Genomic DNA, 18991 nt, shown 5'->3' with positions numbered 1-18991 from the left:
GGCGCTCCATCAGGGAGGACGGATGAGGATCATCCACACCGCAGACTGGCATCTGGGCCAGAGCTTTCACGGCCAGGAACGTCACGAGGAACATCGCGCCTTCCTCGACTGGCTGGTCGACATCCTCGCCGAACGCCAGGTGGACGCGCTGCTGGTCGCCGGCGACGTCTTCGATGTGGTCAATCCGTCGCTGCGCGCCCAGGAGCTGCTCTATGACTTTATCGTCAGGGTCCACCAGCGCTGTCCCGACCTGACCATTGCGCTGATCGCCGGCAATCACGACAGCGGCAGCCGTATCGAGCTGCCCGCCCCGCTGATGCAGCACCTGCGCACCCATGCCCTTGGCCGGGTGCGCTTCGTCGATGACGGCGCGCTGGACAGCGATCGCCTGCTGGTGCCCTTGCGCGATGCCCAGGGTGAGGTCCGCGCCTGGTGCCTGGCGCTGCCCTTCCTGCGTCCGGCGGAGATCACCGGTCGTGGCCGGCAGAGCAGACAAGCGGCGGACGCAGCAGAAGAAGAGACGAACGCCGGCGACGACTATGTGGCCAGCGTCGAGCGGGTCCATCGCGAACTGATCGCGGCGGCCCGGGAAAAGCGCGAGCCTGGCCAGGCGCTGATCGCCATGAGCCACGCCCATCTGCGTGGCGCCACCGTCTCCGAGGCCAGCGAACGCCCTATCGTCATCGGCGGCGAGGAATCGCTGTCGGCCTCGCTGTTTCCCGAGGACATCGACTACGTCGCCCTGGGGCACCTGCACCGCGCCCAGCGGGTCGGCGACGAACGCATACGCTACAGCGGCAGCCCGCTGCCGCTGGACTTCAGCGAGGTCGACTACCCCCATCAGGTGCTGATGGCGGACTTCGCCGATGGCGCCCTTGCCCATGTCGAGCCCATCAGCGTGCCGCGGGCGGTGGCCATGCGTCGCCTCGGACCTGCTCCGCTGGAAGAGATCCTGGGCGCGATCGAGGCGCTGCCGGCCCGCGACGGGGCCGGCCCGGTCGAGCGCTGGGACTGGCTCGAGATCAACGTGCGTCTGGACGCCCCGATGCCGGAGTTGCGCTCGCGCATCGAGCAGGCGCTGGGCGACCGGGCGGTACGCCTGCTGCGACTGAAGCGCGAGCTGCCGGTCACTGAGTCACAGGCACCCGGACGTGGCGAGCGCCTTGAGGACATTGGACCCCGTGAGCTGTTTTCGCGCACCTGGAAGGAGCGCTGGGGCGAGGCGCCGGACGACAGCGTGATCGCCGACTTCGACTGGTTGTGCCAGCGCGTCCAGGACGCGGATGCCGACGACCAGAGCGCGGATGGACAAGACCAGGGCGCCGCCGAAGGGAGCACGCAGCCATGAAGATTCTCGCCCTGCGCCTGTCCCAACTGGCCTCCCTGCCCGGTCCAGTCGAGCTGGACTTTACCGCGGCGCCACTGGCCGATGCCGGCCTGTTCGCCATCACCGGCCCCACCGGCGCCGGCAAGAGCACCCTGCTCGACGCCCTGTGTCTGGCGCTGTTCGGCAATACGCCCAGGCTTCGCCACGCCCCGGGGCGCGACTCCCATCTGGAGGACCTGGACGGCTCGCGGATCGCCACCGCCGACCCCCGCAGCCTGCTGAGGCGCGGCGCCGCCAGCGGCTACGCCGAGGTCGACTTCATCGGCCGCGACGCTCGCCGTTACCGCGCGCGATGGGCCGTGCGGCGCGCCCGGGACAAAGCCGACGGCAAGCTGCAGGCGGTGGAGCAATCGTTGACCGACCTGGACGACGAACGCCTGTTGACCGCCCAGAAGCGCGAATTCGCCGAGCTGATCCCCGAGCGCCTGGGGCTATCGTTCGAGCAGTTCACCCGCGCCGTGCTGCTGGCCCAGAGCGAGTTCGCGGCCTTTCTCAAGGCCGACGACAACGCCCGCTCGGACCTGCTCGAGAAGCTCACCAACACCCAGGAATACTCGCGCATCTCGGTCGAAAGCTACGCCCGGGCCAAGGAGGCCCGCGACGCGGTGGCCCGCCAGCAGGCGCTGCTCGCCGAGGACGCGCCCAGCGACGACAGCGCACGCCAGGCCATGGAGCAGGAACTCGCCGAGGCCGAAGGCGAGCTGGACACCTGCCAGCGACAGATGAAGGCGCTGGACGAAGAGGCCCAGTGGCTCGTCCAGGACGCCCAGTGGCGCCAGCGCTGTGAACAAGCCGACGCCAGCCTGGTCGAGGCAGAGGCCCGATGGGAGGCACTGAGCGACCAGCGCCGTGAGTGCGAGATGCTCGAGCGAGTCGCACCCTGGCGCCCCCAGTTGCTGCGCCAGCGTAGCCTGTCCCGACAGTTGCCGGACCAGCGCCAGCAGCTCGAACTAGCCACGTCAGCCCTGGCCCAGGCACGCACCGCCCTGGAACAACAGCACCAGCAAACCAGCCGTCGTCGCCAGACCCTGGAGGACAGCGAGCAGGCGCTCGAGCAGGCCCGTCCCGCCATCGCCCAGGCCCGTGAAATTGCCAGCGAACTCAAGGGCCGCGAGCAACAGCATCGACAGCTGGAGGACGAACACCAGAAGCGCAAGCGCCAGCGCGAGGATCTCGACGGGCAGCAGCGAGCGCTGGCAGAGCGCCATCGCCGCCATCTGGAGCAGCGCGACGCCGCCACCCGCACCCTGTCACGCCATCTTGGCCAGCATCAGCAGGTTGCAACGGCCAGGGCCGAGGCCCAGCAACACCTCGAGGACGCCGGCCATCGTCTGCTGGCGCTGTCCGAACTGGAGCAGCGCTGGCGTCTGCTGCGCCAGCTCGATGAGCAACAGCGCCGGCTCGACGCCGAGCGCCGCCGCGACAGCGCACAGCGCGACGAACTGCTGGACCAAGGCAAGCAGGCGCGGGCGCGCCTGGACCACGCCACGGCGGAGCACGAGCAGCTCACGCGCTTTATACAGCGCGCCCGCGCCACCCGAAGCGACAGCGTCGCCGACATGCGCGCCACCCTGGAACCGGACACCGCCTGTCCGGTGTGCGGCAGTCACGAGCACCCCTGGCGCGACTCGCCCCCCGCCACCCCGGAGGCCACCCAGCTCGCCGCCCAGATCGCACTGGAGGATGATCAGCTTGCCGTGTCCGAAAGCCGACTCGGCGAGCTGCGCGAGCAGCGTGACGCCCTGTTCGGGCGCTTTCAGGCGCTGAAGGCCAGCGTCGAACAGGCCGAGACCAGCCTGCTCGCGCTTGAACCTCGACGCAACGAGGCCCAGGCCGGTCTCGAAGAAGCCCAGGCCAGGCTCGACGACCCGGCGCTCGCCGAGCAGTGGCGCGCCCTCGACGCCGACGCCCGCCAAGCCTGGCTCACCGAGCACAGCGAAAAGGCCCGCCAGCGCCAGCAACAGGCTCGCGAGCGCCTCCAGGCACTGGACGACGCCGAGCGCCAACTGGCCCCGCTGGCAGAGGCCATCGAAGACGACGAGCGAGAGCGTCAGGCGCTTGCCTTGCGCGCTGCCAACTTCGACGAGGAACTCAAGCGGCTCGACGATCAGCGTCCCGAACTGACCCGCAGCATCGACGAGCACAGACGGCGCCTGGCCGAGGCGCTCGGCGATGACCGCTCGGCAGATGCCTGGCTCGAGCGCCTCGAAGCTCAGGTCCGCCAGGCACGTCAGGACCATGAGCAGGCCCGCCAGACCCATGACCAGGCCCAGCGTCAGGTGCTGAGCCTGACCCAGAGGATCGAGCACGAGGGCAAGGCGCTCTCGGTGCTGGAGGACGAAAAGACCCGCCTGGACGCGGAGCTGGAACGCTGGCGCAACGAGCACCCGGACATCACCGATGGCGACCTGGAGCGGCTGCTCGACCAGGCCGATGATGCGCTCAAGGCCCTGCGCGCCCGGCTGGACGGCGCCCGCGAGGCCTGCCAGACCGCCCGCACCAGTCGCGACGAGCGTCGCCAGGGCTGGCGCGCCTGGCGCGCCCGCCATCTGCCAGAGCAGGACCCGCAGACACTGCTCGACGAGGCCACCCAACGCCAGCTGGATGCACGCCAGGCCGACCTCGACGCCAGACGTGAGGCCAACCGGCCGCGGCTGGAGGCCGCCCAGCAACGCCGCGATGGCGCCCTGCACGCCGTGCGCGACGATGATCGACGCCGGCAGCGCCAACGTGACGGCCTCGAGGCCCTGGAAAGGGCCAGGGCCGAGCATCATCGCTGGGGCCGCATCGCCGAGCTGATCGGCGCCGCCGACGGCAAGACCTTCCGGCGCATCGCCCAGGCCTGGAACCTGGAGCGCCTGATCGACGAGGCCAATGTCCACCTGGCGGGCCTCAGCCGGCGCTACCGCCTGGTGAGAGGAGGCAGCCCGCTGGGGCTCCTGGTGATCGATCAGGACGTCGCCGACGAGCGCCGCTCGGTGCACTCGCTATCCGGCGGCGAGACCTTTCTGGTGTCGCTGGCCATGGCGCTCGGGCTCGCCTCGCTGGCCTCGGGGGAGCTGGCCATCGAGTCGCTGTTCATCGATGAAGGCTTCGGCAGCCTCGACCCCCAGTCGCTGGCGCTGGCGATGGACGCCCTCGACGGCCTCCAGGCCCAGGGCCGCCGGGTCGGGGTCATCTCCCACGTCCAGGAAATGCACGAGCGCATTCCGGTGCAGATCCAGGTGCATCCCGCCGGCAATGGCGAGAGTCGGGTCGCGCTGTCTGACTGAACCCCGTCCGCCCCGCACGTCGCTGTTGGGCGGACCTGGTCTTGGGCGGACCAGTCTTGGGCGGTTCCTGTCTTGGGCGGCCTCAGTCTTGGGTGACTCAGGAGAGCAGCGTGCTCGGGCGGTAACCCGGGGCGATACGCTGGGGCGCGTCGCCTGGCCATGGTACATTGACGCTCCTTGTGACCTCAGTCGACGGAGCCTTCATGACCGCACACGACCTGCTCAAGACCCTGGTGGGCTTTGCCACCGTGTCTCGGGATTCCAACCTGGAATTGATCGCCTTCGTCGAGCAGTGGCTCGACCGCTACGGCGTCGATCACTGGCGGGTCGAGAGCGACGACGGTTCCAGGGCCAATCTGCTGGCGCGCATCGGCCCGGCGGTCGAGGGCGGTGTGGTGCTCTCGGGCCATACCGACGTGGTGCCGGTGGTGGGCCAGCCATGGACCAGCGATCCCTTCACCCTGACCGCCGGCGAGGGCGACAATGCCGGGCGCCTGTACGGTCGCGGCACCTGTGACATGAAAGGCTTCATCGCCTGCGCCCTGGCCGAAGTACCGCGCTGGAGCGAACTGGAGCTTGAGGTGCCGATCTGGCTGGCGCTGTCCTACGACGAGGAAATCGGCTGCGTCGGCGCCCCGCGCATGATCGAGACGCTGATGGCCGAACACCCCCGCCCTGCCGCCGTGGTGGTCGGCGAGCCGACCCTGATGGAGCCGGTGGTGGCCCACAAGGGGGCCAGCAACTTCCGCACCACGGTGATCGGACGCGAAGCCCACTCGAGCCAGGTGTATCAAGGGGTCTCGGCGATCCACGTCGCCGCCCGCCTGGTCACCCGCATCGAGGACGTGATGGCGGAGCTCAAGGAAGAGGGTCGGGTCGACGAGGCCTTCAGCGTGATCCACTCGAGCCTGCACGTGGGCAAGATCGAGGGTGGCACCGCCATCAACATCATGGCCAGGCGCTGCAGCTTCGAATGGGAAATTCGCCACCTGCCCACCGATGACGCCAAGGAGCTGCTGGCCCGGGTCGAGACCACCGCCCGCGAACTCGAAGCCCGCATGCGCCAGCGCGCCCCCGAGGCCTCGATCACCACCGAGGCGCTCAACACCACCGTGCCGGCCCTGGCCGATCGTGACAACAGCGAGGCGCTGGGCCTGTGCCGCGAACTGCTCGGCGACAGCCCCGACGGCGCCGCCGTGGCCTACGCCACCGAGGCCGGTCAGTTCCAGCTCGCCGGCCTGCCCACGGTGATCTGCGGTCCCGGCAGCATCAGCCAGGCCCACCAGCCCGACGAATACATCGAGCGCGAACAGCTCGACGCCGGCAGCCGCTTCATGGTCGCCCTCGGTGATCGCCTCAAGCGCGGCTGAATCTACACCTGCAAGCGCCCCTGGATTCCCCTTTTCGAGCCAAGACCGTGACCCACACTGCTTCAAGCCCGGCGAGGCCTGTTGAGCCGCCTCGCCTAGCCATCTTCAAGACCGGCGACAGCTTCGCCGATGTCGTCGCCGAGCACGGCGACTTCGAGGACCTGTTCAGCGCACGCCTCGACGGCTTTCGTCGTCGTGGCGGCGTCATCGAGGTGATCGACGTTCGCCGCCAACCGCTGCCGGCAATCTCTGATCAGGACGGGGTGATGGTGACCGGGTCACACGCCATGGTGTCCGACCGGGAAGCCTGGAGTGAAGCGCTCAAACCCTGGCTGAGGGAGGCGCTCGACTGTGGCCTGCCGATGTTTGGCGTGTGCTATGGCCACCAGCTGATGGCCGAAGCCTTCGGCGGCAGCGCCGGCTACCATCCCCGAGGGCGGGAATGCGGCACGCGTACCCTCACGCTGACCGAGGCCGGTCGTGGGGATCCGCTGTTCGGTGCGCTGCCCGATGCTTTCGCCGCCCAGCTGACCCACGCCCAGAGCGCCCTGTCACGCCCCGAGGCCGCCACGGTCCTGGCGGCCAACGACCATGACCCCAACCAGGCCCTGCGCTATGGCCCAGCCCAGTACAGCGTGCAGTTCCACCCGGAATTCACCGTCCAGGTGACCGCGGCCTACCTGGCGCACCAGCGCGACATTCTTGTCGCTCAGGACGAGGACGTCGAGGCACTCGAGCGGTCTGTGGTCGAGACCCCCGAGGCCAGCAGCCTGCTGGACGCCTTCGCCCTGACCCTGTTCGATCGGCGAAGCTAGCCAGACGAGACATCTCCAGGCAAGCAGGTGGCCTGGCGCTGGGCGACACGCGGCGCTGCACCCTGGTGCGGCGTCGCCTCGCGTTGCGGCTCCAGTGTCAGGCGGCAGCGCTCCCGCGGGCTCGGCCCCCAGCGAAGCTGATAGCCCCGGTGTGCATCGATTCCCCTGACCACTGCCATGCGCCCCTGACCCAGCACCGCCAGCACGTCGCCATCGGCGTCGATCAACTGCGCGCCGAAAGGCGCCGGCGTGGTCACCCGCACCAGGGTCGGCGCCCCCACCAGGGTGTCGTAGGTCAGCCTGACGATAGCGCCTCGGCGAGGCGCTACCCGCCTGGCATTGCCCTTGAGCTCGACGCCATCGGTCATGCCGGAGGGATCCAGCGCCACCCGGTTGTAGCGGTAAGGTGTCAGTCCGCTGATCGCCCCCTTGCCCCGCCCGTCCAGCAACACCTGGTCATGTTGAGAAATCGCCGCGCCCTTGGCGCCCGGCGCCTCGATGACCGCCATGGTCTCGCCTTGATCCCGCGTCAGCACCAGGCCACCCGCATAGGCAATGGCGGTGCCATCGGCGCTGGCGCTGTAGCTGCGGTAGTCATCTCCGGCGCTGAGGTTGAGGCCAAGACGTACCCTGGAGGTGTCCATCCCCAGGTTGCCGCCATAGCTTGAATCGTGCGACCGGTCATCACGGCTGTGGTTGACGTAGACACCATAGTTCAGCGCACCGCTGTCGCCGCTGAGGTTCAACTGGCCCGAGCGATGATCGCCCCGATGGGCCAGATTGGAGGTCAGTTGCAGGTGGCCTCCCAGCGGAACGCTGAGATTGAGGTAGAACTCGTTGGTGTAGTCGCCTTCGGTCTCGCTACGGCCTGCGGTGGCGCTCAGGGTGCCCCAGGAGAAGCCACGACTGACACCGACCTGATAGGTGGTCGCGTCCTCGCGATCCCAGTAGTCGGCGCTGATGCCAGAGGCAAACAGCCTGGTGCCGCCGGCCAGGGTCTGGGTCAGATTGACCTCGAGACGTTGGCGCTCGCGGTCCCGTGGTGAGGATGTCGTTCCGTCATCGCGCAGCAGCGCAACGTCCGAAAGGCTCAGATAGTGCTGACTGGAAAAACGGTAGTTGACCACCGACAGCTCGGTGTCGGTGGGATCAAAACGGGTGTTGTAGCTCACACGAAAGCTCTCGCCACGCGGGCTCTCCGGCTCACCGCTCAGCGCCTCCAGGTGATTCGCCCGGGTCATGGTGGCATCCAGCGCGAAGGCGCCCAACAGGGTCGACACGGCGCCACCGGCAAGCCCCGCCATATAGTCCTCGGCCAGGATGGCGCCGGAGTATAGCGTCAGCCGATTGCTGACCCCGCGTCGGTATTCGGCCTGAACGAACCGGGGCAGGTCGACGAGGCCGTCATCCCGATACTCCCCCAGGGTCAGGTGGAAGCGGTGGGCGCCGGGTCGCAGCAACTGTGCCACCGAGGTATAGGGCAGCACGAAGGCGCGCTCGCTGCCGTCGGCCTCGGTAATGGTGACCTCAAGGTCGTCAGCCACATTGGTGGCGTAAAGGTCGTCGATGGCAAAGGGGCCGGGCGTCACGCTGGTCTCGTAGATGACGTCCTCCCCCTGACGGACCGTCACCCTGGCGTTGGTGCGAGCGGTGCCTCGCACTACCGGGGCGTAGCCCCGCCGGGAAGGAGGCAGCATGGCATCGTCGCTGGCGAGCTGGACGCCGGTGAAGGGTATCGACTCGAATCCCATCCCGGAGGTCTGATACTCGCCGATGACCAGGTCGGCCTGCCAGGGCGTCACGTCGTGGCGCAGGTAGGTGTTGGTGACATGATAGTGGGCGGTCTCGCCACTGGCGTCATCGAGACTGGCATTGTGACGAAGCTGCCAACCGCCAAGGTTCACCCCGGCGTTGATCCCGAGTCGATAGTCCTCACGGGACTCCTGCCCGTCGCGCTCGCCACGGAAGGCATTGCTGTTGTAGCGAACAAAGGCGCCATTGATGCCGTCCTGCCACGCCTCGGCCGGCACCTTTCCCCTGACGCGATGCCGCAGATAGGCCTGGGGCACGCTCAGTTCAAGTCGCATGTTCGCCGAGTCGATCGAGCTATCGACGTAGGGATAGCGAGCGGCCAGATCGACGCACTCGCGGCCTGAGTCGCCTCCCCCTGCCGCGGGCTTCAGCGGCAGGCGCTTTATCGCATCAAGCGACAGACACAGACGCGTCCCTTCCGGGTCCTCACCGATCGTCACCGTCTCGCGACCGAACGCCTGGCCATTGACCAGAACGTCGAGTTCATAGCGACCAGGGGGGATCGTCATACCCTGCTCGAAGCGGGTCAGGTCCATGCCCTGGAGTGATCCTTTCAGCAGCTTGGCGTTGAAGGCGTACTCGACCCGGCGCTCGGACGCACCACCGGTCACCCTGCTACCGTCGTCGGCCCGGGCGGACAGACCGGCGTCGGTGACGAGTGACAGCCCCAGCGCAATGAGCACAGACAGGCCTTCGTGCCGCCGCAAGCCTCGAACCTTGCCGGCTGCTGTGCCAGACAGACGTTTCACAGCTCGAATCGGCGCCGCTGCGTCACCCCGTAGTCATTGATCCAATCGAAGAAACCCTGGGAGGTTGCCAGCGGTTCGATGCCGAAACGGCGGGAGCTCTGGGCCGGGATCAGGCTGCCACGAGCCGTGACCTGGTGCTCTTCGTTGCCTAGCCCGACCCGACGAAGCGACACACTGTAGGGGCTCTCATTACGGGCCACCAGCGTCCAGCGGCCTGGCCCCCGCTCAAGCTCCCAGTGAAGCTGCTCGGCGGCCTGCTCGGGGGAAGCGGCAAGCCCGACGGGTCGATAGAACAGCTTGATGCGGGTGCGGTATGCCAGCTGCAGCACGTTTCGGTCCGGCGCCGCCTGGGTGGCGGGCACCTCCAGCACGTTCAACCAGTAGACAGACTCGCGATCGACAGGCGCCACCTCGCCCAGATAGGCGATCCGAATCGCCTGTCCGCCATGGGCATTGATGCGTGTCACCGGCGGTGTCGTCAGAAACGGCACCTCGACACTCTCCGGCGTGGAGTCCGGGTCGCCACGATCGATCCACACCTGCACCAGCGAGGGCGTATCGCCCGCATTGGTCAGCGCGACGCTCACATCCCTGGCATCGGCGGGGTAGATCACCCGGGTGCCCGAAACCACCACACTGGCATCGACACGACTGACAAGGCTGCAAAGCGCCACCAGCGCCAACAGCGCCACTCCCCTTCCCCACGACTCCCGTACACGCATGATCCCTATGCCTTTCTGTAGCCTTTATGAAGCCTTGCCAGACGCCCTACCTCCGCGCACTTCTGCCAGTGCGGGCGGACTGCGAGATCTATTGGTAGTTCAGGGTATACACCGCTGAGGTGCTGACGGTCCCCGCGACGGCGTCCGCGCCACTGGCGTAATAGCGCGCGGTGTAGCGAAGTTGAGTCGCCGTGGTGTCGTCGGCCAGATCCATCGCGGTGGCATCATTGGCGATCAGATTGATCACCTTGTTGGTATGGTCGAGCAGTTGTATCTCGACGTTCTTGGCGCCGGCGGTACCTGCGGTATTCACCAGATAGCCGGTGGCGGCATCGACATTGGTAGGCTCGAAGTACGGCTTCACATTGTCCACGGCAGCGGAGCAGTTCATGTCGATGGTGAAGGAGGTGTCACCCGCCGTCTCACCGCTCTTCAAGTCGCTGACACTGACCGTGGGAAGCACCACAGTGCCATCCCCGGTTCCCGCATTGTTGACCTTTACCGTACAGGTCGTGGCAAGCACCTTCCCGGATATCGTGATGGTGCCGGTGGCGGCGTATCCATTGCCTGCCAGGGTAAAAAGCATGACGCCAAGCAGCCATCCCTTGCCTGTTTTCCGTTCCATGTCCCGTCGCTCTCCATTGCAATCATGCCTTCAGCCCGGCCGGGACAAGAGAGACCCTGTCACCGCACCCGGATGTTACACTTTGCAACATTATGTCGTGCTTCGGCCATCAGGAGCGGCAGCATCGGGTCAGAGGTTGACGTAGGTCAGGCGGGGAGAAAGTCGACATGCAAGGGAATGGGATGAACATCGGGCCCGATCCCCGGGAGCCAACGCCCAGGAAGCAGCGAAACATGCACACGCAAACGGGCCGGTGGATATCCACCGGCCCGTTCACGAAACTTGCCTTGTCGTGATCCGATGCGTCATCGGATCAACAGGGGCCTTGTACCAGCTGTCGGCTCAGGCCCCTGGCACCTCGATCAGGCGCGCGACTGGCGACGCACAGGCGTCTCGTCATCGCGACGACGACGGGGAGCACGCTCGCCGCTGCGCTCGCCACCACGCTCAGCGCGATCACCGCCACGGTCTTCGCTGATTTCCAGCGGACGACCGGCCACACGGGCACGTGCCATCTTGGCCAGGATGCTGGCCGGCAGACCATTGGGCAGCTCCACGGTGGAGAAGCCGTTACGGATGTCGATGCGGCCGATACGGGCGCCTTCGATACCACCTTCGTTGGCCAGGGCTCCGACCAGTTGGCCAGGCTTGACGCCATCCTTGTGGCCGACGGAGACGCGGTAGCGGGTCATGCCTTCGCTGGGTCCACGGCTCTCGCGGCGACGCTGCGGCTTGCCGTCACGCGGGGCGCGGTCATTGCGCTCCTTGCGCGGCGCCTGCAGGCGACCGATGGGTGCCTCGTCGGCGCGCGCCATGGCGGAGAAGGCACAGGCCAGCTCGATGGGATCGTAGCCTTCCTCGACCAGACGCTCGACCAGAGCACGCTGCTCTTCGGCACCCTTGGTGACGGAGGCGATCACGCGCTGATGGAAGACGTTGTCGCGGTGGGCACGAATGGCGGCCTCGTCGGGCAGCTCCATGACCGCCATCTTCTGGCCGGTGGCCTGCTCGAGCCAACCTACCTTGCGGCCTTCACGGAAGCCGGCGAAGGTGATCGCCACACCGTTGCGGCCGGCACGGCCGGTACGGCCGATGCGGTGGGTGTAAGCCTCGGCATCCTGGGGCAGGTCATAGTTGATGACGTGGGTGATGCGCGGCACGTCGAGACCACGAGCGGCCACGTCGGTGGCGATCAGCACATCGACCTTGGCGCGCTTGAGGCGAGTGATGGTGCGCTCGCGCAGGCTCTGGTCCAGATCACCGGACAGGCTGGCGACGTTGACGCCACGCGCAGACAGCTGCTCCATCAGAGTGGTACAGGCGGCACGGGTGCGCACGAACACGATGGCGGCGTCCACCGGCTCGACTTCAAGGATGCGCGACAGCGCTTCCAGCTTGGCGCCACCATCGACGCGCACCAGGCGCTGTTCGATGCTCTCGGCGGTGGTGGTACGCGCCTCGATGGCGACCTTGACCGGATCCACCAGGTAGCGATTGACGATGCGCTCGATCTCGGTGGGCAGGGTCGCCGAGAAGAACACACGCTGGGCGTTCTCGGGGGTATCGGCGACAACACGCTTGACGTCGTCGATGAAGCCCATGCGCAGCATCTCGTCGGCTTCGTCCAGCACCAGAGCGTTGAGGCCGGAAAGCTTGAGGCTGCCACGATCCAGGTGATCGATGACGCGGCCGGGGGTACCGACCACTACCTGGGCGCCACGACGCAGCGCGCTGAGCTGCTCACGGTATTCCTGGCCGCCGCACAGGGTGGCGACTTCCAGACCCTTGAGGTTCTGGCCGTACTTGCTGAAGGAGACGGCTACCTGCTGAGCCAGCTCGCGGGTCGGCGCCAGCACCAGCACCTGGGGCTCACGCCGATCGAGTTCAATACGAGACAAGATGGGGAGCGCGAAGGCAGCGGTCTTGCCGGTGCCGGTCTGGGCCTGGCCCAGCATGTCGCGGCCTTCCAGCAGGGCTGGAATGGTCTGCGCCTGAATGGGCGAGGGAGTCTCGTAGCCCAGGGTCTCGATGGCGGAGAGAACGGCAGGCAGCAGGGCCAGATCACCAAAAGACGGTGAAGCGACAGTCGTCGAGGTCATGAATCACACCTTGGTAGGCCGGGGTTACCGGCAAAATAACGTGGTTGGCGTCCCTGACGCGCCCGTATTCGGGGCGAACAGAAATACGTCGCTCTACTCGTGGTAGAGCAAGGTCAACAAGTCTGTTGTCAACATTCGGAGTCGGGGACGCCGGTCGCACCTGGCATCGGCTCACGCAACTGCGTGGAGCCATCGTGGCGACCGTTTGCACCGCGGGCGTCGGGATCGACGTCGGGTGCTCCATCTTCACAATTCGAACGCGTCTTGCGCGTTGCAGCATCTGTTTGAACTCTCGAGGCCGCTTGGGCGTCGGAGGTCGCTGCGTCATGATGGTGGGGTCAACACATGCGAGGAGGGCGCATGCTACCATCGACTCATGGCTCTGACCAGCCCTTTTATGATCGAGCCCCCTTTTTCTGCCCCGGAGACACCAATGCCCCAACTATGGGTCGACGCCGACGCCTGCCCCAGAGTCGCTCGCGACATCATCGTCCGCGCCGCCGAACGCACCACCACCCAGACCTGGTTCGTCGCCAACCACCAGATCCCGTTGCCCAGTTCGAAGTGGGTCAAGGCCATGGCGGTGAGCCACGGCTTCGACGCCGCCGACAACGAGATCGTCAGCCGCATCGCTCCCGGTGACCTGCTGGTCACCGCCGACCTTCCGCTGGCACTGGAGGCGCTGGACAAGGGGGCCATGGTAATGACCAACAGAGGCGAGACCCTGGATCGCAACAACATCAAGGCACGCGTGCAGATGCGCGACTTCATGGAGACGCTGCGTGCCAGCGGCGAGCACACCGGCGGCCCCAAGGGCTACTCGGACAGTGATCGACGGGAGTTTGCCAACGCCCTCGATCGCTGGCTGGCCAGGCACGCACGCTGATCGAGCCGCCCGGACCGGCTCGCGAGCCGGTCCCCTCCTCCCCCACCAACGGCTCACCCGCGGATCCTCTCCGCCAGCGTCTGACTCAGCCCTGGTAGACGCCTTCTGAGGCCAGACGCTCTCTGTCGTGGTCCCGATCCAGTCTCAGCACAGGTCCCAGCGGCACGATGGCGTTGGGATTGATGGTGTCGTGGCTCATATAGTAGTGGCGCTGGATATGATCCAGGTCCACGGTCTCGGCGACACCCGGCCACTGGTAGAGCTCGCGCAGGTAGTGCGACAGATTGGGATAGTCCTCGATGCGATAGAGATTGCACTTGAAGTGGCCATGGTAGACGGCATCGAAACGCACCAGGGTGGTGAACAGACGAATGTCGGCCTCGGTCAGCCAGGCTCCGGCCAGATAGCGATGATTGGCAAGCCTCGCCTCGAGCCTGTCGAGACAGGCGAACAGCGCCGAGACGTGACGTTCGTAAACCGCCTGATCGGAGGCAAATCCCGCCTTGTAGACACCATTGTTGATGTTGTCGTAGACGTCGGCGTTGATCTCGTCGATGGTCTGGCGCAGGAACTCGGGATAGAAGTCGAGGCGATTGCCGGTCAGCTCGTCGAAGGCCGAGTTGAACATTCGGACCAGTTCGGCCGACTCGTTGTTGACGATGCGCTTGCGCTGCTTGTCCCACAGCGCCGGGACGGTCACCCGACCGGTGTAGTGAGGGTCGGCCAGGGTGTAGAGCTCATGATGAAAGCTCACGCCGTTGATCGAGTCACCACTGGAGCCTTCGGCCTCGTTGTAGCTCCAGCCCTTGTCGCCCATCAGCGGACTGGTGTGGGAGACGTCGATCAGCGCGTCAAGCCCCTTGAGTCGGCGCATGATCAAGGTGCGATGGGCCCAGGGACAGGCCAGACACACGTACAGGTGAAAACGTCCCGCCTCGGCCTTGATGCCTGGCTGGCCATCGGGGCCCGGCGCGCCATCGGCGCTGACCCAGTCTCGCAACTGGGCGGACTCTCGCACGAACTCGCCGCCGGTACTCTCGGTGTCGTACCACTGGTCGTGCCAGACCCCATCGATTAACAGTCCCATACGGTCTCTCCCGTGAAGCGCCTTGGAGAGCCCAGCATACGGTGGAAAGAATCGACTACAAGCGCACATTTTGCCGCCAACCTTTCGATTCTTTCGAACCCATTGCCTCCGATGTGCCCAGACCTCAGCAACTGCAGTCCCGGACAGCCTGGCGCAGATGCTCCGCCATGGCCCTGGTGGCGGGTCCCGCCCGGTCGGCGTCGCGATGATACAGCTGGATGGGCACCTCACGCGTACCGCCGGCCTGCAGCGGCAATGGCTTGAGCCGGCCACTGGCCAGTTGGTCGCGAATGCGGGTCTTGGGCAACCAGGCAAACCCCAGCCCGTGCTCGAGCATCTCTACCGAGGTGGCGATATGGCTGACGGTCCAGCGCTGCTCGGCCTTGAGCCAGCCCGAATCACGCGACGCCCTTTGCGACGAGTCCCTCACCACGACCTGGCGATGGTGCTCCAGATCCCTGAGGTCCAGCGGCCTGCTCATGGCATGTAGAGGGTGGTCCGGGTGAGCGACCGCGATAAATGGCACGCTGACCAGGGGTTCGCCCAGATAGCCCGACGTGGTCACCCCTGACACCACCAGGTCGGCTCGGCCATCCTCGAGCATTTCCACACCACCATTGAGTACCGACTCGTGCAATTGCAGCCTGACTTGCGGAAGAGCGCTGGAGAAAGCTTCCATCGCCTTGGCCAGTACGTTCGAGGGAAAGATCTGGTCGATGCTCAGCACCACCTCGGCCTCCAGGCCTTCTCGCAGTCGAGCGGCGATATCCACGAGCGCGTCGGAGCTCTCCAGCAGCTGGCGGGCACGGCGCAGCAGCAAGGCCCCTTCCTCGGTAAGCCGAACCTGGCGCCCCACCGGTTCCAGCACCTTGACCCCCAACTGCTCCTCCAGCTTGTGCACTGCATGGTTGAGGGTCGAAGGGCTCTTGTGAACGGCTTCGGCGGCCCTGGCAAAGCCACCGTGATCGACCACGGCGGCCAGCATCTGCCACTGTGCGAGCGTGACACGCGACATGCTTGAATCCTTTTGACGATATCCATTGAGCATGCCAGCCGACGGCGCCAATGGCACGACTTGGCATCGATGAACGTCGCATCGATGAAAATCACGATACGCCCCTCCCGCGCGAGGCCTTGTACGGCGCCTGGCCAGTCATTGGACTTATATCAACAAAATGAGACTTATCGTCCTTCAGGGGGAGTAGAAAGCACTACGACTTACCGGGGGGTTGCATTTGTTCAACGCTAAGGGTCCAATGAACAACAGTTAATAAACAGCGTTCGAACAAGGTTTTGTCACAGCTTCATCCATTCCTGGCGCCCCCGGTCACATAAATCACCGGGCGATGCGCCATCCGCTGTATGGCCATACAGTCTAGGCATACCATACTTCATGGGGTATGGTGCAATAGCCTATATATTTACCTTCATCAATTTTTCTATGGCCCTTTTACCATGATGCGAATCCTCCATTCGCTGCCCCGCACGCACAAGCTGCTGCTGTTACCCGTTGCCACCATGGTCACCGTGCTGGGCGCCCACAAGATTGTCACCACCTACGAAGACGTTCAGCGAGGCAATGAATCGCTGGAGTCAGTTCTGGTTCCGCTAGGAGAGTCTGCCTCGCCGGAACTGCCATCGCTGAACTTCGAGCGAACCCAGGTCGCCGAAGCCATCGACCTGGCGCTGGATGCCACCAGCCAGCACATCCCGATTTCTCAGCTCAAGGCCAGCGAAATCGTCGACATCGACTTCGTCGACGAGGCCCACGCCGACGTCAAGTTCGAGAACGCCATGCGTTCATCGTCGGGACTACCTCCTCTTACCTTACAATCCTCTCGCACGCTTCCTGGCGCCGCTGATTCATCTACCGCGGCGCCAGTTGCGTTGGACGGCAATCCGCAGCCGCCCGCCTTCAAGCTCGACGAAGGCTCCCTGCATATCGCCGTGGTGCTCGGTACCGTGGCCAGTGGGCTGCTGGAGCAGCAGTCACTGGACGTCGCCAGCGACGCCACTTCCTATGAGGATGTCAGCGAAGACGAGCTCGAACTGTTCGATGAAGGCCCGATCGTGCTCGAGGAAGAGATTGCGGCCAACGAGCCGTTCGTCCCGACCTGGCAGACCTATCGCGTCCAGCAGGGCGACACCTTTGCCGAAATGGCCGAAAAGACCCTGGGGCTGGGCTACAGCGAGGTCATGGCGCTGCTCGAGGACCTGCCCGACCAGAACGTGCTGACCCGCTGGCGCGTCGGTAACACCTTCGAGTATCAGCTTGGCGAGGACGGTCGACTGCTGGCGCTGCGCATCATGAAGAACGTGCGCGACGGCTACCTGATCGAACGCCAGGATTCAGGCTTTGACGTGGCGACCATCGAGCGTGCCGGCGAAGCCTCACAACGCCTTTACGCCGGCACCGTGAGCGGCAGCTTCGCTCGCTCCGCCGAGGCCGCAGGCCTGAGCCGTGCCGAAGTCTCGGAGATGGCGCGGGTGCTCGAGAAGAAGCTCGACTTTCGCCGCGACACCCGTCGCGGAGACAGCTTCCGGGTACTGGTCGAGTCCGACATCATCGACGGCCAGCGCCTGGACCCCCGCGTGCTGGCGGTGTCCTACGACGGTGAGCGCATGGACCTGACGCTGGTGCGCAATCCCGAGGACAACAACTTCTACACCCCCGAAGGCCAGAGCCTCGACCCGGCCTTCAACCGCTACCCGTTCTCCGGCAGCTACCGCATCAGCTCCAACTTCAACCTCAACCGCCGCCATCCGATCACCGGCCGCGTCAGCCCGCACAAGGGCACAGACTTCGCCATGCCGATCGGTACCGGCATCGAGACCCCGGCCAATGGTCGCGTGGAAAAGGTCGGCAACCACCCAGCGGCGGGTCGCTATATCGTGATTCGTCACGACAATGGCTACAAGACACGCTACCTGCACCTGTCGCGCCCGCTGGTCAGCACCGGACAGCGCGTGACCATGGGCGAACGGATCGCCCTGTCGGGTAACACCGGTCGCAGCACAGGACCTCACCTGCACTACGAGGTCATGGTCAACAACAATCAGGTCAATGCGATGCGCGTGGCCCTTCCGGAAAACCAGAGCCTGTCCGGTCAGGCGCTGGCCTCCTTCCAGCAGGAAACCGGCCCCACCCTGGCCGCGCTTCAGACCGCCAAGCCCGGCTCCGAAGTGGCGCTGGCCAACGACCTGGCCGCCGACAGCGACATCTGATGCTCCGCTGCGGTTGATCACGACAAGACCCTGCAACAAGGCCCTGCTGCGACACAGCAGGGCCTTGTCGTTTCAGCCCAGGAGACAGAGCCAGAGGAGACAGAGCCAGAGGAGACAGGGACACACGAGAGACAGGTGCAGAGAAGACAGGCTCAGTCGGTTCGGCGCCAGGCGCAGCAGCACCCTACAGCGCGTGGTATTCACCCGCCTGCCGTCCTCAGGCGCGCCCGCGCCAATAGTCCATGCGCCGGACCAGCTGGTCCTTCCAGTGTTGCGCCAGGGCTTCGACACCGTGCAATTCGGCCATGGTATCCAGGGGCGCCCTGCGGTCTTCCAGCACCCGCCAGCAGGCCTCCACGCTCCACCTTTCATCACCGCGCTCGACCACCTCGATGACAGGCCCCGGCGCAATCCATCCTTCCTCCAGCACGCGGTAGAGCCAGCCCATCCGGGCCTCCTGCATAAAGGCCCGCGCCAGCCCCGGCTGGCCGGTACGGGCATCGACCTTGGCGCAGGGTTGCCTGGGCTGGGTCACCTGCACCAGCGCTTCGCCGATGCGATAGACGTCACCGATACGCACCTCGCGCTCATCGGCGCCTTGGCTCGCAATATTCTCACCCAGCACGCCGGCCTCCAGCACCACACCGGCGTCGGGATAGCGCTCGTTCCAGCGGGGATAGTGATCGGCGCAGTAGTGACACAGGGCGCGGTCCACCCCGCCGTGGTCGACCTGATTGGCCTGGCTGTCATTGGAAAGCCCCAGTCGGGACAGCCATTGAGGCTCAGCGGCGGCGACCTTGTAGATACCGCTCTTCTCACCGAAGCCCGGCAGCATCTGGGGCTCGCTGATATAGGGCCCCCTGACATCTGAAAATTCCATCCTTGCCCCCATCCTCCTTCTCTTGTCGCTATTCGCCGCCCATGCTTGAGCGCTTGTCGTGC

Annotated in this window: 13 protein-coding genes; 6 read left to right on the top strand and 7 right to left on the bottom strand. The window is 65.8% G+C overall.

Features of this window, described 5'->3' with window-relative positions:
* The first annotated feature begins 22 nt into the window (after window positions 1–22).
* The 4 genes from C6W88_RS04005 to C6W88_RS03990 all read left to right on the top strand — a co-directional run bounded on the left by C6W88_RS04005 (window position 23) and on the right by C6W88_RS03990 (window position 6844).
* On the top strand, window positions 23–1348 hold the full coding sequence (locus C6W88_RS04005; protein ID WP_108131535.1) for an exonuclease SbcCD subunit D C-terminal domain-containing protein: 1326 nt from the start codon (window positions 23–25) through the stop codon (window positions 1346–1348).
* Window positions 1345–4659: an AAA family ATPase gene (locus C6W88_RS04000; protein ID WP_108131534.1), complete on the top strand. Its 3315-nt coding sequence runs from the start codon at window positions 1345–1347 to the stop codon at window positions 4657–4659. The genes C6W88_RS04005 and C6W88_RS04000 overlap by 4 nt, the downstream gene beginning before the upstream one ends.
* Window positions 4660–4862: 203 nt before the next feature.
* A complete protein-coding gene (gene argE, locus C6W88_RS03995; RefSeq protein ID WP_108131533.1) occupies window positions 4863–6029 on the top strand; it encodes an acetylornithine deacetylase in 1167 nt (388 codons plus the stop codon).
* 47 nt (window positions 6030–6076) lie between these two features.
* A complete protein-coding gene (locus tag C6W88_RS03990; RefSeq protein ID WP_108131532.1) occupies window positions 6077–6844 on the top strand; it encodes a glutamine amidotransferase in 768 nt (255 codons plus the stop codon).
* Here the strand turns inward: C6W88_RS03990 and C6W88_RS03985 are convergent.
* The 4 genes from C6W88_RS03985 to C6W88_RS03970 form a co-directional block, all read right to left on the bottom strand.
* The gene (locus C6W88_RS03985) at window positions 6841–9339 is read right to left on the bottom strand and encodes a fimbria/pilus outer membrane usher protein (protein ID WP_146164631.1); all 2499 of its coding nucleotides are present in this window, start codon (window positions 9337–9339) and stop codon (window positions 6841–6843) included. The two genes, C6W88_RS03990 and C6W88_RS03985, sit on opposite strands and share 4 nt — an antisense overlap.
* Window positions 9340–9401: 62 nt before the next feature.
* The gene (locus C6W88_RS03980) at window positions 9402–10127 is read right to left on the bottom strand and encodes a fimbrial biogenesis chaperone (protein WP_045991900.1); all 726 of its coding nucleotides are present in this window, start codon (window positions 10125–10127) and stop codon (window positions 9402–9404) included.
* An 88-nt stretch (window positions 10128–10215) separates the two neighbouring features.
* Window positions 10216–10752 (bottom strand): fimbrial protein, encoded by a 537-nt coding sequence (locus C6W88_RS03975; protein ID WP_146164630.1) that lies wholly within the window; start codon window positions 10750–10752, stop codon window positions 10216–10218.
* Window positions 10753–11114: 362 nt separating this feature from the next.
* Entirely contained in the window at window positions 11115–12851 is a 1737-nt protein-coding gene (locus tag C6W88_RS03970) for a DEAD/DEAH box helicase (RefSeq protein WP_108131530.1), read from the bottom strand.
* A 433-nt stretch (window positions 12852–13284) separates the two neighbouring features.
* Here C6W88_RS03970 and C6W88_RS03965 point away from each other — a divergent pair, with 433 nt between their 5' ends.
* Complete coding sequence (locus C6W88_RS03965) at window positions 13285–13737, top strand: YaiI/YqxD family protein (RefSeq protein WP_045991898.1); 453 nt, start codon at window positions 13285–13287, stop codon at window positions 13735–13737.
* An 85-nt stretch (window positions 13738–13822) separates the two neighbouring features.
* Here C6W88_RS03965 and C6W88_RS03960 read toward each other — a convergent pair whose 3' ends face one another.
* Together C6W88_RS03960 and C6W88_RS03955 are read right to left on the bottom strand one after the other, a co-directional pair.
* Window positions 13823–14824 (bottom strand): glutathione S-transferase family protein, encoded by a 1002-nt coding sequence (locus tag C6W88_RS03960; RefSeq protein ID WP_108131529.1) that lies wholly within the window; start codon window positions 14822–14824, stop codon window positions 13823–13825.
* Between the two features lie 124 nt (window positions 14825–14948).
* Entirely contained in the window at window positions 14949–15839 is an 891-nt protein-coding gene (locus C6W88_RS03955; RefSeq protein WP_045991896.1) for a LysR family transcriptional regulator, read from the bottom strand.
* 440 nt (window positions 15840–16279) lie between these two features.
* On the opposite strand from C6W88_RS03955, the gene C6W88_RS03950 reads away from it, so the two are divergent.
* Window positions 16280–18049: a peptidoglycan DD-metalloendopeptidase family protein gene (locus C6W88_RS03950; RefSeq protein WP_045991895.1), complete on the top strand. Its 1770-nt coding sequence runs from the start codon at window positions 16280–16282 to the stop codon at window positions 18047–18049.
* 217 nt (window positions 18050–18266) lie between these two features.
* Here the strand turns inward: C6W88_RS03950 and C6W88_RS03945 are convergent, their stop codons facing one another.
* Entirely contained in the window at window positions 18267–18929 is a 663-nt protein-coding gene (locus tag C6W88_RS03945) for an MOSC domain-containing protein (RefSeq protein WP_181248562.1), read from the bottom strand.
* Window positions 18930–18991: the final 62 nt, after the last annotated feature.

The organism is Halomonas litopenaei (assembly GCF_003045775.1).
GTDB classification, from domain to species: Bacteria; Pseudomonadota; Gammaproteobacteria; order Pseudomonadales; family Halomonadaceae; genus Halomonas; species Halomonas litopenaei.
This window is presented reverse-complemented; position numbering and strand designations above follow the sequence as displayed.

Bases quoted from the DNA above. Each gene is read 5' to 3' on its own strand.
- C6W88_RS04005 (WP_108131535.1), top strand. From the start codon at position 23: ATGAGGATCATCCACACCGCAGACTGGCATCTGGGCCAGAGCTTTCAC.
- C6W88_RS04000 (WP_108131534.1), top strand. From the start codon at position 1,345: ATGAAGATTCTCGCCCTGCGCCTGTCCCAACTGGCCTCCCTGCCCGGT.
- argE (WP_108131533.1), top strand. From the start codon at position 4,863: ATGACCGCACACGACCTGCTCAAGACCCTGGTGGGCTTTGCCACCGTG.
- C6W88_RS03980 (WP_045991900.1), bottom strand. From the start codon at position 10,127: ATGCGTGTACGGGAGTCGTGGGGAAGGGGAGTGGCGCTGTTGGCGCTG.
- C6W88_RS03975 (WP_146164630.1), bottom strand. From the start codon at position 10,752: ATGGAACGGAAAACAGGCAAGGGATGGCTGCTTGGCGTCATGCTTTTT.
- C6W88_RS03970 (WP_108131530.1), bottom strand. From the start codon at position 12,851: ATGACCTCGACGACTGTCGCTTCACCGTCTTTTGGTGATCTGGCCCTG.
- C6W88_RS03965 (WP_045991898.1), top strand. From the start codon at position 13,285: ATGCCCCAACTATGGGTCGACGCCGACGCCTGCCCCAGAGTCGCTCGC.
- C6W88_RS03960 (WP_108131529.1), bottom strand. From the start codon at position 14,824: ATGGGACTGTTAATCGATGGGGTCTGGCACGACCAGTGGTACGACACC.
- C6W88_RS03955 (WP_045991896.1), bottom strand. From the start codon at position 15,839: ATGTCGCGTGTCACGCTCGCACAGTGGCAGATGCTGGCCGCCGTGGTC.
- C6W88_RS03950 (WP_045991895.1), top strand. From the start codon at position 16,280: ATGATGCGAATCCTCCATTCGCTGCCCCGCACGCACAAGCTGCTGCTG.
- C6W88_RS03945 (WP_181248562.1), bottom strand. From the start codon at position 18,929: ATGGAATTTTCAGATGTCAGGGGGCCCTATATCAGCGAGCCCCAGATG.